Source organism: Polaromonas sp., assembly GCF_013817205.1.
GTDB lineage: Bacteria > Pseudomonadota > Gammaproteobacteria > Burkholderiales > Burkholderiaceae_C > Polaromonas.
In genome coordinates, this window is the sequence record NZ_JACDDD010000096.1 from 1 (window position 1) to 13006 (window position 13006).

General features: G+C 60.5%; 13 protein-coding genes and 1 pseudogene. 3 read left to right on the forward strand and 11 right to left on the reverse strand.

All coding sequences use genetic code 11. The annotated features are described in order from the left end of the window. Positions 1 to 168: 168 nt before the first annotated feature. On the forward strand, positions 169 to 684 hold the full coding sequence (locus H0W47_RS16660; RefSeq protein WP_296926411.1) for a hypothetical protein: 516 nt from the start codon (positions 169 to 171) through the stop codon (positions 682 to 684). Between the two features lie 486 nt (positions 685 to 1170). Next, a complete protein-coding gene (locus H0W47_RS16665) occupies positions 1171 to 1437 on the forward strand; it encodes a hypothetical protein (RefSeq protein ID WP_296926413.1) in 267 nt (88 codons plus the stop codon). A gap of 150 nt (positions 1438 to 1587) precedes the next feature. Here the strand turns inward: H0W47_RS16665 and H0W47_RS16670 are convergent, their stop codons facing one another. The 10 genes from H0W47_RS16670 to H0W47_RS16715 all read right to left on the reverse strand — a co-directional run bounded on the left by H0W47_RS16670 (position 1588) and on the right by H0W47_RS16715 (position 12295). Beyond that, positions 1588 to 2565: a recombination-associated protein RdgC gene (locus H0W47_RS16670; protein WP_296926415.1), complete on the reverse strand. Its 978-nt coding sequence runs from the start codon at positions 2563 to 2565 to the stop codon at positions 1588 to 1590. Between the two features lie 517 nt (positions 2566 to 3082). Further along, positions 3083 to 3628 carry an NUDIX hydrolase gene (locus tag H0W47_RS16675; RefSeq protein ID WP_296926417.1) on the reverse strand — a complete coding sequence of 182 codons (546 nt, stop codon included), beginning with the start codon at positions 3626 to 3628 and terminating at the stop codon, positions 3083 to 3085. A gap of 67 nt (positions 3629 to 3695) precedes the next feature. Continuing rightward, on the reverse strand, positions 3696 to 4748 hold the full coding sequence (locus H0W47_RS16680) for a TRAP transporter substrate-binding protein (protein ID WP_296926419.1): 1053 nt from the start codon (positions 4746 to 4748) through the stop codon (positions 3696 to 3698). A 71-nt stretch (positions 4749 to 4819) separates the two neighbouring features. Then, positions 4820 to 6139, reverse strand: a complete 1320-nt coding sequence (locus tag H0W47_RS16685) for a TRAP transporter large permease (RefSeq protein WP_296926421.1) — start codon at positions 6137 to 6139, stop codon at positions 4820 to 4822. Then, positions 6136 to 6624 (reverse strand): TRAP transporter small permease, encoded by a 489-nt coding sequence (locus tag H0W47_RS16690; RefSeq protein ID WP_296926423.1) that lies wholly within the window; start codon positions 6622 to 6624, stop codon positions 6136 to 6138. The genes H0W47_RS16685 and H0W47_RS16690 overlap by 4 nt, the downstream gene beginning before the upstream one ends. A 189-nt stretch (positions 6625 to 6813) precedes the next feature. Then, positions 6814 to 7509, reverse strand: coding sequence for a fumarylacetoacetate hydrolase family protein (locus H0W47_RS16695; RefSeq protein WP_296926425.1), 696 nt, complete (start codon positions 7507 to 7509; stop codon positions 6814 to 6816). Then, positions 7506 to 8573 carry a gentisate 1,2-dioxygenase gene (gene gtdA, locus H0W47_RS16700; RefSeq protein ID WP_296926427.1) on the reverse strand — a complete coding sequence of 356 codons (1068 nt, stop codon included), beginning with the start codon at positions 8571 to 8573 and terminating at the stop codon, positions 7506 to 7508. Before gtdA ends, H0W47_RS16695 begins: the two co-directional genes overlap by 4 nt. Before the next feature lie 16 nt (positions 8574 to 8589). Further along, positions 8590 to 9954: an FAD-dependent oxidoreductase gene (locus H0W47_RS16705; RefSeq protein WP_296926429.1), complete on the reverse strand. Its 1365-nt coding sequence runs from the start codon at positions 9952 to 9954 to the stop codon at positions 8590 to 8592. 115 nt (positions 9955 to 10069) lie between these two features. Beyond that, positions 10070 to 11077 (reverse strand): tripartite tricarboxylate transporter substrate binding protein, encoded by a 1008-nt coding sequence (locus H0W47_RS16710; protein WP_296926430.1) that lies wholly within the window; start codon positions 11075 to 11077, stop codon positions 10070 to 10072. Between the two features lie 24 nt (positions 11078 to 11101). Beyond that, positions 11102 to 12295, reverse strand: a complete 1194-nt coding sequence (locus H0W47_RS16715) for a 3-hydroxybenzoate 6-monooxygenase (RefSeq protein WP_296926433.1) — start codon at positions 12293 to 12295, stop codon at positions 11102 to 11104. 158 nt (positions 12296 to 12453) lie between these two features. Between H0W47_RS16715 and H0W47_RS16720 the strand changes: the two genes are divergently transcribed. Continuing rightward, the gene (locus H0W47_RS16720; RefSeq protein WP_296926435.1) at positions 12454 to 12894 is read left to right on the forward strand and encodes a MarR family transcriptional regulator; all 441 of its coding nucleotides are present in this window, start codon (positions 12454 to 12456) and stop codon (positions 12892 to 12894) included. A gap of 4 nt (positions 12895 to 12898) precedes the next feature. Here H0W47_RS16720 and H0W47_RS16725 read toward each other — a convergent pair. Continuing rightward, positions 12899 to 13006, reverse strand: a pseudogene (locus H0W47_RS16725) (IS5/IS1182 family transposase); the annotation flags it as partial.

Consider the following 13006-nt stretch of genomic DNA (forward strand, 5'->3'; position numbering starts at 1 on the left):
CTCGCCTCGGTGCTCCTGCACCATACGGACCGCGCGTTCGCGTACTTCGGGGGAAAACTTGTTTGATTTCTTCATGGCTCCATCTTCTCAAAGGTTGGAGCCTCCTCAATTCCCGGGGCGATTCACCAAGCGGAAAACACGGCAAAACTTGAGAAGGTAATCGAACGAATGGCGGCCATCGACATGACAAAGGTTGTGACCGTGGACGCAGTTGGAGATAAAAACCTGCGCACCTTGTCAAAAGCCCAAGTGGCGCAGTTCAAAGCACTACTCGCTGAGCGTCGTTCCGTGGTTTCCTCCATGGTCTCCCAAGCTGAATCGCTTGTCAGCGCTGTGCCACCCGGCGAAATGAGGCGCGGAGGGTTGGCGGGACTGGAAAACGCTAAGCGTAACAATAGTGAACTCTTTGAAGACTTAGATGCTGTCCAACTTTCCTATGCAGAATCGCTGGAAGCCCTGTTCAACTGGGCGGACACGCAAGATGGCAAGATGAAGCTACAAGGGGGCAGGATTTTTTTTGCCGACGAGGCGGCCACTATGCGTTTTCAAGCGCTGGTAAAAAATATCGAGACCCAAGAGGGCCTCTACAACAGAGTTGTTGAAAAGGTTGCTGTTAAACAGCAGCAGATCCGGCTGAGAGACGCAGAGATGAAGCGGGAAGCCGCAAAGATACTTTCCAAGTAAAAAGAGGGGTCCAGCCAACATTCCGAGGTTTGGATAATGCTAGGGTAGGAGGGTAAAAAGTCTGGAGGTTTCTCGTGCTGGAAACCACACCGTATCTCACGCGGAGAAAAAATTCCCCGTTTGAAAAACAATCAAATTAAATCAAATTCAGCGAACAGCCCAAGGGGGTATCAAAGCCAAAACGGGGGTACAGACGGGGGTACAAATTCAAAATCAAAAATGATAGCATCATTATCCATGCGGGTTTCAAGCCATCATTCAAGCGGTTTCACAGACCAGTAGTTAAGATAAAGGCCTCTAAGTAGCGATACTCAGAGGCCTTTTTCATTGGTAAATCAAGGTCTAGTCGCCTTAGAAAGCGATTGACCAGAAGATAGCAGCGCCGCCGTCAAAAAATGCAGCTTTATGTTATATGCTCTACCGCGTCAGAACGGGAGGGTGATGAGTTCCGGATCCTTCCCTCTGCGCTATTCAAAAGGCTGAGTGATGGATTTGCCGAAGATTGACATCCTGGATGTGGCGTCAGGAAGGTATATGACCTTTTGCACGGATGTGGGCAAGCTTCACAATGCGCGAGCCATCCTGGGTGACTTGCTCACTGTCGGGCCTGCCGTGTTTGACCGCTTCACCGCAAAGAAGGAAGGCACGCTCTGGTACGACCGTGCGCTGGCAGATATCTTTGCCCATCGCCAAGCGCCCATGCACGCCGCCTTGTCCAACGCCGTGTCTGAAATGGAACGACTCGCCGCCTAGGTCCGGGTAAGCCGGCGCCTGGCTGAGGGCGTGTGTGGGCTCCCCTGGCGAACTGCACCGCGCGGAAGTTTTCTGCTTTGCCGTACAGCCACGTTGAAAAACGGCGGCATCCTTTGCCCGGCTTTTTTCATGGCCGTGCTGCGGGATTTCTCAAACGCTTGATGCCGCGCCGGCCAGCTCTGTCGTTGGGCGTTTTGGGGCTGTTTCGGGGTTCAGCTCACCCCCCAACGCCTCAAGAATGTCCGGAATCATGGCCGACAGCTCGCCGGTCAAGATGGCGGCATCGGTATCGAAACCGTCGTCGTCCTTGCCTTTGTCGCCGACGCCGTCGAGTACCACGTCGAGCAGTTTGAGCTTTTTGATCTGCCCAGCATCGCTCAGAACAAAGGACACGCGGTCATTCCAGGTCATGGCCAGTTGCGTCGGCACCTTGCCTGCAGCGATGTGTTCTGCTACCTCGTCGATTTCCAGCGTGTGGCGCGAATAACGAACCGTGGATTTTTCGTCATCGGGCATCTTGAGTTCGCAATCGCGGTCCACCGTGAAGCCGACCGGGGCCTCGCGGCTGGCCAGCCAGTGCGCCATGGATGCAGCGGCCGACTGGGTGGTTTGCACGGGTTGTGCCTTGAGGCTGGCGGCACCGGGAATGCTGCTGAGAGCTTCGACCAGGAAGCTGACCACCTTGTCCGCGCCAGTCAGGCTGCCGGAGTCCACAACGATAAATTTATTGACGGGGTCCAGCCACAGCGTTGTGGCCGATTGTTTGGTGAAGGCGCGCGGCATCAGGTCCAGCAGGACTTCTTCCTTGAACTCCTTTTTGATCTTGGCGCCGACCCGTTCACGGCCGGTTTCCTGCTTGTATTTCTCAATGCGTTCCTCCACCGCTGCCTTGATTGCTGAAGCCGGCACAGGTCGCCGTTCGGTGCACAGGCGAACGATGATCTGCCGGCTGATGCTTTCAACCAGAGCCGCGCTTCTGTTTCCACGCGGAGGCACCCAGCCGCTGGACTCGGCCTGGGTGGCGCCGCATGGCAGAAATCGTGCCGCCTGCAAACTTTCCTCAAGCGCTTCAAGTGGAGGGAGGACAAAGTCATCCGCGATGCGAAAAAAAGACGCGCTTTTGAACATGAAATTCCGGGAGTATGAAGAAAAAGAGGGGTGAGCGGCGTGGCCGCAAGGCGCTGCCGACGAAGAAGTTTAAACCTAGTACCGCACCCGAAAGTATCGAAACATGAAAGCGCGCCTTCGCACCCATGGCGTCGTTGCAACCCTTGCGAAGGCGCACAGCCTTCGCTGCGGCTTGCGCCTTGCCCTGGGCACGAATCCATCACTTTCATCTTGTTTTGCTACTTCCGGGTTGCGGTACCAGAAACCGCAGTTGGATGCGCCCGAGTGGGTCGTTGCGGGCGCGTCTGGGTAGGGTTGACAACGCAGGAGGCTACTGCCTGCAAGGCGGAACAACGCCCCAGGCGTGGCCGCAGCGGCCCAATCGGGTGCGTAGCGCTGTCACCCAAAAGATGAATGCCGTTGTAGGCTCGAATGTCTACGCCCATGCGGCTTCGTCAGCGGATGCAAGTGGTTAACTGCGGTTTCCAGGTTAAAGCAACCAGTGTGGCGGCATCAGTGCCGCGCGACGCCGGTGTAATCAGGTGATGTCCAGCACATGAATGCTGTAGCTACCCTTGCGCCTGTCAGCGAAGTAACACTCCAGGGTGGTCTTCACGGTCTTGAATGCGATCTCGTCCCACGGAATCTCCGCCTCGGTGAACAGGCGGGCCTCAATCGTCTCATGCCCGGGCTTGAACTGGTCGCTCAGCAGTCTGGCACGGTAAAACAGGTGAACCTGACCGACGCGCTCTACGTTGAGCATACTGAAAAGCGATTCCATTTCAAACTGCGCACCGGCTTCCTCGTCGGTCTCGCGCGCAGCACCCTGTGAGGTGGTTTCGTGCAGTTCCATGAAGCCTGCAGGCAAAGTCCATTTGCCCCAGCGCGGCTCAATGTTGCGTTTGCAGAGCAACACGCGGTCGCCCCAATGCGGTACGGTGCCGACGACGTTCAGTGGGTTTTCGTAGTGGATGGTGGCGCAGGTCGGGCAGACCGCACGCTCTTTGGTGTCGCCGTCGTCAGGCACCCGGTAAATCACTGCGCTGCCGCAGTTTTTGCAATGCTTGATCGGGCTGCGGTACATCTGGCAAGTGTAGATTGAAAGTAAAAGAGGCTCCCGCAGGAGCCCCTTTTTTCGGTTTTCGCCGGGATCAGGACTTAGTGCTCTTGGTATGCTTTTCGATCAGGCTGCGAGCGGTAGCCAGTAGTTTCTTCCCGTCGAAACCCCTCTTGTTCATGTCTTCGACCCAATCATGTTCCACGTAACGCGCGGTGCGGCGGAATTCCTGCGCTTCGGCCGCGCTGACCGTATAGATCGTGTTGCCGCGATCGCTGGCGCTTTTGCGACCGATCGCGTCATTGCTCTGTTGCGTCTTGCCCAGCCAGGCAGAAGTCGCCATGCCGGAGTTGTTGTCAATGACTTTCTTCAGATCCGGAGCCAGTGCGTTGTACTTGGCCTTGTTCATCGCCATCACAAATGTGGTGGTGTACAGGCTGCCGCCGGCGGAATCGAATTCAGCGTGGTATTTGGTGAGCTCGTTGACCTTGACCGAGGGCACCACCTCCCAGGGAATCACGCAGCCATTGATGGTGCCCTTGTTCAGCGCATCGGGAATCTGTGGCAGCGGCATACCGACCGGCGTGGCGCCCAGCACGCCCATCAATTTGTTGACCTGGCGGGTCGGCGCACGCAGCTTGAGGCCGCGCATGTCGTTGATGGACTTGATGGGTTTGTCCACCGTGTGGATCACGCCGGGACCGTGCACCTGCAACGCCAGCACTTGGACGTCCTTGAACTCATCCGGGGCCATGGTCTGAAAATATTCCCAGTAGGCTTTGGAGGTTGCCTCGGCATTGGACATCATGAATGGCAGCTCGAAGACTTCGACGCGCGGGAAGCGGCCGGCCGTGTTGCCCGGAAGCGTCCAGACGACGTCAACCACGCCGTCTTTCACCTGGTCGTACAACTGCACCGGTGTGCCGCCCAGCTGCATGGCGGGGTAGGCTTCAAACTTGATGCGACCGCCGGATTCTTTCTCGATCTTTTCCATCCAGGGCTTGTGCATGGCCAGCCAGACATTGGACTGCGGCGACATGAAGGTGTGAAACTTGAGCGTGACCACCGGCTGTGCCAGTCCGCTGAGCGCGGGTGCGGCAAGTGCTGCGGCAGCGCCGGATTTCAGAAGTGTGCGACGTTGAATCATGATGGGGTAATCTCCTTGGTGTTGAAGTTAACGGTAAAAGCAGCGATCGGTTTTCAGTGCTTACCCGGGGGCTACTTGATGAACCCCACCAGCCACAGCGGAATGATGGGGAAAAACAGGAACAGCAGGGTGCGGAAGACGTCGCTGATTAAAAACGGCATCACCCCGCGGTAGGTCTCGCCCATGGGCACGTTTTTGGCGAGGCCGTTGACGATGTAGACATTCAGACCCACCGGCGGCGCAATCAGGCCGAAGCCTACCGTCATCAGCACCATGATGCCGAACCAGATCGCCACCGACTCTTTCGCCATGCCAAAGTCCAGCGCCATCACCATCGGGAAGAAAATAGGGATCGTCAGCAGCAGCATGGAAAGCTCATCCATGACGGCACCCAGAAGCACATAAAACAGCAGGATGGCGACGACCACGATCAGCGGCGAGAGCCCCCAGCTGCCGACCACGGCTGCCAGCTGATTGGGTACCTGGGTCAGCGCCAGCGCCGAATTCATCAAATCAGCGCCAATGAAAATCAGGAAAATCATGGCGGCGCTGACGGCGGTGCCGTAAAAACAGGCCTTGAATTTTTCCAGCGTCATTTCGCCCTTGAGCAGTGCCGTCAGGAAGGTGGAAGCCGCGCCCACAGCCGCACCTTCGGTCGGTGTGAAAAAACCGCCATAGATGCCGCCAAAGACCAGCAGGAAGATGATGACAATGGGCGACACACCCAGCACCGAGTGCCAGGTCAGGCGCGGGCGGTCCGTATCCACCTCCGGCGCCTGCCCGGGCACCACACGGACATAGATGGCGACAGCAATCATGTAGCCACACATCGCGATGATGCCGGGAATGATGGCCGCAGCAAACAGCTTGCTGATGTTCTGCTCGGTCAGGATGGCATAGATCACCAGCACAATCGACGGCGGCAGCTGGATGCCCAGCGTGCCACCTGCGGCGAGTGTGCCGGTTGCCAGGCGCCCCGAGTAGCCGTGGCGTTGCATTTCGGGCAGTGCCACGCCGGTGATGGTCGCTGCTGTGGCCACCGAAGAGCCGCTGATCGCGCCAAATGCGGCGCAGGCCAGCAGTGAAGCCATGGCCAGACCGCCCCTGAAGCGACCCATGACACCGGCGGCAAACTCAAACAACGATTTGCTGATGCCGCCTTTTGTGGCAAAGTGCCCCATCAGGATGAACAGGGGAATCACCGACAGGTCATAACCGGCAAAACGGGCAAAGGCCTGGGTGTTGAGAAAACTTGCAAAAGGCGCCCAGCCGGTTTGTGTCACATACCCAATGGCGCCGGCTGCGAACATGCTCACCGCAATCGGCACGCGCAGGGCCATCAGGGCCAGCATGCTGCCAAAGATCAACAGGGTCAGACTCAGTGAGCTCATATAGCTGCCTCCCCGGCTTCGGCGCTGTCAAAACCAAACAGGGTCTGGCGCAGCGCGATCACGCCGGTGAGGATAAAGGGTGGCACCATTGCGGCGTAAACCACCCATTCCGGAAACCCCATGATCTGGGTTTCGGAATTGGCAGAATAGACATTGAGACCGCCCAGCGTGGTGCGCCATGCCAGCAAGCCGAAAATCAATACCAGCAGCAGCGTCCCGAAGCGGTCCAGCTTGTCGTTGACCGCATCGCTCATTTTCGCGGTGAAGAAGTCAACAATGATGTTGCCACGGCGCAGCTGGCACAGCGGCATGAAGAGCGCAATTGCCGCCCCCGCGGCGACGCCGGTGAGCTCAAATGCGCCGACGATGGAAGCGCCGGTGGTATTGCGGCCTATCAGGCTGGCGCAAGTCATCAGGGTGATGCCGGTCAGCAGCACACCAGCGATGATGGCGCACAGTTTGGCAAGGTTCTCGAGGATTTTCAAACGGGTCTCCGGGGTTGATCGGCCATGCCGCCCATTAAATCAGGCCGGAAGTGTGCCAGGGGACAGGGTCGGTGGCTGTGATTATCCGGGGCCGCGTGCGTGATGGGCAGGCGGCTTACCCGAAGAGGCCGGGGATTTGCGCGATCATCGGAGCGGCTGTGCGAAAAACGCGCACGACACGATCCGGTATCAGGCCACCTTGACGGTCAGCGTCCCCAGCCCCTTGACTTCGCCCACCATGGTGTCGCCTGAGACCACCGCCGCCACACCTTCGGGGGTGCCGGTGTAGATCAGGTCGCCGGGCTGCAACTCCCAGGCGGCCGACAGGTGTTCGATGGTCTCGGCGATGTTCCAGATCAGTTTGGACACATGGCTGCGCTGGCGGTCCTTGCCGCCGACCTGCAAATACAACTCTGCGTTGGTGATGTCACCGGCCTGGGCCGCAGGTGTAATCGGGCCTATGGGCGCAGAGTGGTCGTAGGCCTTGCCGATGCACCAGGGGCGGCCCTGTTTTTTCATCTCGCCCTGCAGGTCGCGACGGGTCATGTCCAGACCGACCGCATAACCGAAGATGTGCTTGAATGCGTCGGCCGCCTTGATGTTCTTGCCGCCGGTGCCGATGGCTGCCACCAGTTCAATCTCATGGTGCAAATTGCTGGTGAGTGAGGGGTAGGGGATCACACCTGTCTGTCCCGCTTCGACAACCACCACCGCGTCCGCCGGCTTGAGAAAGAAAAACGGCGGCTCGCGGCCAGTGAACCCCATCTCCTTGGCATGTTCCTCGTAGTTACGGCCCACGCAGTACACGCGGTGCACCGGGAAGCGGTCTTGGGTACCCACCACAGGTACCGACACCACGGGCGGCGGGGCAAATACAAAGCTCATGACAACCTCTCTTCTCTGTGTATGCCCAGTGCCTGATGCACCGGGCGGTCTGAAAAACTGAACAGCACGCAGCCCGGCGTCGAGCGCAGGTTGGCCGTGTGCCAGGATGGAATCACAAAATGGTCACGTGGGCCGAATTCAAACACTTGCCGCGCGTCGCCGTGCGAAATGCTCACGCTGCCGCGCCCCTCCACCACGCTGAAGACTGCGCCGTCGGTCTGACGCCAGGGCTTGCCCTCAAAGCCGGTCGGCAGCCGCTGCATGAAAGTGGCCATGGTGGGCATCGGCGAGCCACCGGTGGCGGGGTTCACATAACGCAATTTGACGCCGTCCCAGTCGTCCACCGGCGCCTGGCGCTCCAGCGTGTGCAACGCCTCGCGGGTGCGCGCGTACGGGTAGCTGAAGATAGGTGATGTCTGGCCGAAAGGCGCGTCGTAGCGCACCGGCAACATGTTGGCGCCGTAACGCTGGTAACTGGTGCCTTCGGCTTTGGTCACCGGCTGCGAGCGCTCGCCGTGGTTTTCGGCGAAGCCCGCATCAAAAAACCGCAGCATGGGAATGTCCAGGCCGTCGAGCCAGACCACCGGCCCGGCGCTGTCCAGCGGACCTTCATGGCCGTGGTCGTGCCAGGTCCAGCTCGGGGTGATGATGAAGTCGCCCGGCGCCATGGTGGTGCGTTCGCCATCGACGGCGGTGTACGCGCCTTTGCCCTCGACCACAAAACGCAGCGCGCTCTGGGTATGGCGGTGGCTGGGCGCCACCTCGCCCGGAAGAATCAATTGAAGGCCCGCATACAGCGACTGGGTTATCGCCGATTGCCCCTGCAGCCCCGGGTTTTCCAGGATCAGGACGCGGCGCACGGCTTCTTCGGCGGTGATCAGTCGCCCCGATTCCATCAGGTAAGGACGCACCCGCTCATAGGCCCAGAACGCAGGGACGCACGGTGTAGCCGGCTGCTGCGGCACCAGCGCATGCAGCACCTCCCACAAGGGGGTCATGTGCTGCGCGCGGATGGCATCGTAAAACGCCTTGCGTGCGCTGCCGGGAGCCGGGGTCTTGTCCATGGAAGTCTCCATCGGTTCAGCGGTCGAAGTAAGCGCCGTCCTGCGACAGTTGACCTTGAAGCATGGCGATGTCGATCCCGGCAAAGAGCTGGCCGCTTGCCAGCAGCGCGGCAGCCGTGCCCGCGGCCTGCCCCATCACAAAGCAGCCGCCACTGGCACGTGCAGCCGATTGCCCTTCGTGCGTCATGGACGCACACCGTCCGGCGACCAGCAGATTTGGCACAGTGCTGTTGGTCAGCATGCGCCAGGGCAGGTCGTTGAAGGCGCGTTGCTCGTCACGCGGAAAGCCCCAGCTGATGGCGCCGTCCACATGCATTTCCATCGGCCAGGCATTGATGCCGATGACGTCGTCAAAACGCGCGGACGACAGGATGTCCTCGCCGGTGAGCGCGTAGTCGCCGCACACCCGCCGCGTCTCGCGAATGCCGACTTGCGGTGCGATATCGACAATGGCGGATTGCTCAAAGCCGGGTACTTCGTTCTTCAGGAAGCGGAAGTACTCCATGATCTGGCGCCGGCCTTCGAGTTCGCCTTCGCTGAGCTGACGGGCATCGGTGGCGTCCATGGCCATGCCGGCGGCGTTGCGGATTTGCGTGACATTGGCACGCCATTCGGTTGGGTTCTTGTTGGGACGCAGGATGGCGCCCTTGCGTGCAAACCGGTAACGGCCGGGCTCGCGCAATTCGCTCTCGTCCATCAGCTTGTTGATAGCGCTGAATTCCCCCACTGCAGCCAGCGCGCGCGGGGCGTCAACATGGCCGATGCGGAACATGGTGCTTGGAAACAAGGCGCTGCCGTGGCCGTCACCCAGTTCAAAAGGCACACCGGCAAAATAGGCCACGTCGGCGTCGCCGGAACAGTCGATGAAACGTTGGGCCCGAATCGCCTGGCGGCCGGACTTGGTCTCTACCACCAGGGCGGCAATGCACGGGCCGTCCATCACTACAGCGGCCGCCCAGGCATGAAACAACAGGTGCACGCCGGCCGACAGCAGCATCTGGTCGGCCGCACATTTGTACGCAGAAACATCGTAGGAGCGCACACGGATGCGGCCCAGCATCCCGTCCTGCGGCTGGTTCAGTCCGCCCAGGGCATCGATACGCTCCAGCAAGTCGTCCACCACGCCATGCACCACCTGCTGCATCTCGCCGTTCCTGCGGCCATACAGGCCGGCGAAATTGGTGACGCCGCCCGCCGTGCCCATACCCCCCAGAAAACCGTAACGCTCCACCAGCAAGGTCCGCGCGCCGTGCTTCGCGGCACTGACACTGGCCGCCAGCCCGGCCGGCCCGCCACCGATCACAACAACGTCGAACTCGCCGTAGACCGGCAGCGTACGTGCCGGCTCGGTGATGGCGTTCACGTTGGATGAAACTGTCATGGAACTGGTCTTAGTTCAAGCAGGGGCCGCGGGTCCGGCTCCGCCGGCCCGCAGGCGCAGCGGCCCCCTCGGGGGGCAGAGAGCGACACGCAGTGCGCAAACGTGGGGGCATTAATCACTCGATCTTTATGCCGCGCATCGTGATGATGCCACCCATGATGGCGGCCTCACTGCGGATGCGGCTGGACAGGCCTTCAGGTGAGGTGCCCACGGCCTGCCAGCCCTGGTTGAACAGCTTCTGGCGCGTGTCGTTGTCGCGGATGATGCGCGGCACTTCCTGGGCCAGGCGGGTCTGCGCAGCCTTGGACAAGCTGGCCGGGCCCACCAGCGCGGTCCAGACCTCAAGGTTGAAGTTGCGCACTTCGGCATCGGCCAGCGACGGGATCTCCGAGGCCAGGGCGCTGCGTCCGCTGGTCAGGCCGATGGCTTTGAGCTTGCCGGCCTTGATCTGCGGCAGTGCAATGCCCGGTGGCACCAGCGCCATCTGGATCTGGCCACCCAACAGTGCGGTGACGACTTGCGGGTTGCCCTGGTAAGGAACATGCACGGCCGTCAGGTTGCCCGCCGTGGACTTGAGCAGTTCCATGCCCAGGTGGCCGACCGACCCATTGCCGACCGAGCCGTAGTTCCATTTGTCGCCGCCGTTGCGCGCCGCCAGGAAGAAGGCGGTCCCGGAAGGCTGGTCCATCGGTGCCACCAGCACCAACGGTGCCGTGGTCAACAGGGAGATCGGCGTGAAATCCTTGGCGGGGTCGTAGGGCAGCTTGGAGTACAGCATCTTGGCCGAGGTCAGGTTGCCGTTGATCACGACGGCCAGCGTGTGGTCGTCCGTCGCCTTGGCAGCCAGATCGGCGGCAATGTTGCCTGATGCGCCTGGCCGGTTTTCGACGATAACGGGTTGGCCCAAGGCGCGCGACAGCGGTTCAGCCAGCGTACGCGCCGCCATATCGGGCGTGGAGCCGCCGGGGAAGCCCACCAGCAGCTTGACCGTGCGGGTCGGCCACGCCCCTGCTGCGGAGGTTGTCTCTTTGGGAGCCGGTTTTTTCGGAGCCGTTTGGGCTGCAGCCAGTATGGGCAGAGCAAGTGCCGCTATCAAAAGCGTAGTGCGTTTGGACAATTTCATTCGATCCTCCAGTTTGAAAGAGTTCTATTTGAACAGTTTTGACGGTTCGATCCCGTCGTACATCCATTGCAAACCTGCAAAACCGGCGCTTTCCTTTTCGCCTTGAAATAACTGGTTGCGCAGTTCGCGCTGTACGCCTGCCGCATGATAGATGTCGCCATAAAAACGCGCGGTCAGTTGCACCCGCCCGGTGCGCAGGTAGCGCGCCTGCTGGTATTTCTGGAAGGCCTCAACGACGTCCCCGTGGGTGGCGCGCAAGGCCTCGCGCAGCACCACCGCATCTTCGATCGCCTGCCCGGCACCTTGCGCCAGGTACTGCAGCATGGGGTGGGCGGCGTCGCCCAGCAGTGTCACGCGCCGGTCTGTCCAGTTTTTCACCGGCTCGCGGTCGCACAGCACCCACATCTTCCAGGTCTCGATTTTCCCAAGCAGTTCCTGCACCTGGGGGCAGGCCTGGGCGAAACGCTCTGTCAGTTCGGCTTTGTCCCCGAAGGTGTTCCAGCCTTCGTCGTATTTGTTGCTGTGGAACACCGCCACCAGGTTGAACAGCTCGCCGCGGCGCAGCGGGTAGTGCACCAGGTGGGTTTTTTCGCCGCCCCAGAGCAGCACGTCGTCGCTCCAGAGGTGCGCCGGCACGTCCTCGCGTTTGAGCACGGCCCGGTAAGCGATGTGGCCGGACACGCGGGGTTTGCCGTCGCCCACCACCGCCTCGCGCACCTTGCTCCAGATGCCGTCGGCGCCAATCAGGGCCGCACCTTCGATCACTTCGCCGCCTGCGAGCTGGGCTCGCACACCGCTGCCTGACTGGGTGAATGATTCGAGCTTGGCGCTGGTACGCAGCGTCACGTTCTCCTGCGCTGAGCAGGCGTCGTGAAACACCTGGTGCAGGTCGGCACGATAAATCACGCCATAGGGAAATCCATAGGTGGCACGCGCCATGTCGCCCAGCGGGACACGGACGACTTTTTCACCTGTGCACACGTCGTTCATGCCCAGGCCCGGCGGGAAGAAGGTCACCTTGCTCACCACATCAGTCAGGCCCAGCCAGGCGAACATGCGGAAGATGTTGGGGCCGAGCTGGATGCCGGCGCCGATTTCGCCGAAGCTGGCAGCTTGCTCCAGCACGGTCACGGCGTGGCCATCCCGCGCGAGCACCAGCGCGGTAGCCAGGCCGCCTATGCCGCCGCCGGCGATGAGGATGGGAAGGGGAGATGTCACGGGGTGGGGGATTCAGAGGTCATCTGAACCTTGATCATAAGTATACTTATCATTTGCCTGCATGGTACATACCCTGAACCTGGAAGCGCTGGGCCAGCCGCTGCTGCCCGGTCGCCGCTTTGGCGAGCACCTCTTCGGCGCTCCCTTAAACTCGGGCCATGGCTAGAAGTTTCAATTTCAGTGAGGCACCCGGGCATCAGATCCGGCGCGCTCACCAGTTGTCGATTGCACTCTTCATGGAGGAGACTGCCGGTTATGACGTCACGCCGGTGCAGTTCGCCATACTGAACGCACTGATGGACGACCCAGGAGAAGACCAGATCACCCTGTCCGGCAGGGTGGCGTTTGATGCCGCCACCTCAGGCTCGGTGATTGCCCGTCTGGAGGCCAAGGGCTGGGTGCTGCGCGAGCCCGACCCCGCCGACAGGCGCCGCAAGTTGCTGTGGGTGACGCCGGAAGGTCAGAAAGTCGCGCTGCAGATGAAACGCGCTGTCAGCAAAGTCCAGACGCGCCTGCTGGGGCCCCTGAGTGCTGCCGAGCGCAAGCAGTTCGGTGTGCTGCTTGGCAAACTGGTTGCCGGCCATGAGCGCGCCGAATAAGAACCTATCCGTAAATAATATTTACGTCCAATTTGATCTTGCGTAGTGCCATGATGGATGCAGCCAAGTGGTTCAGCGCGACAAAGCTGCGGTCAAGCTTTTCGTATCGCAC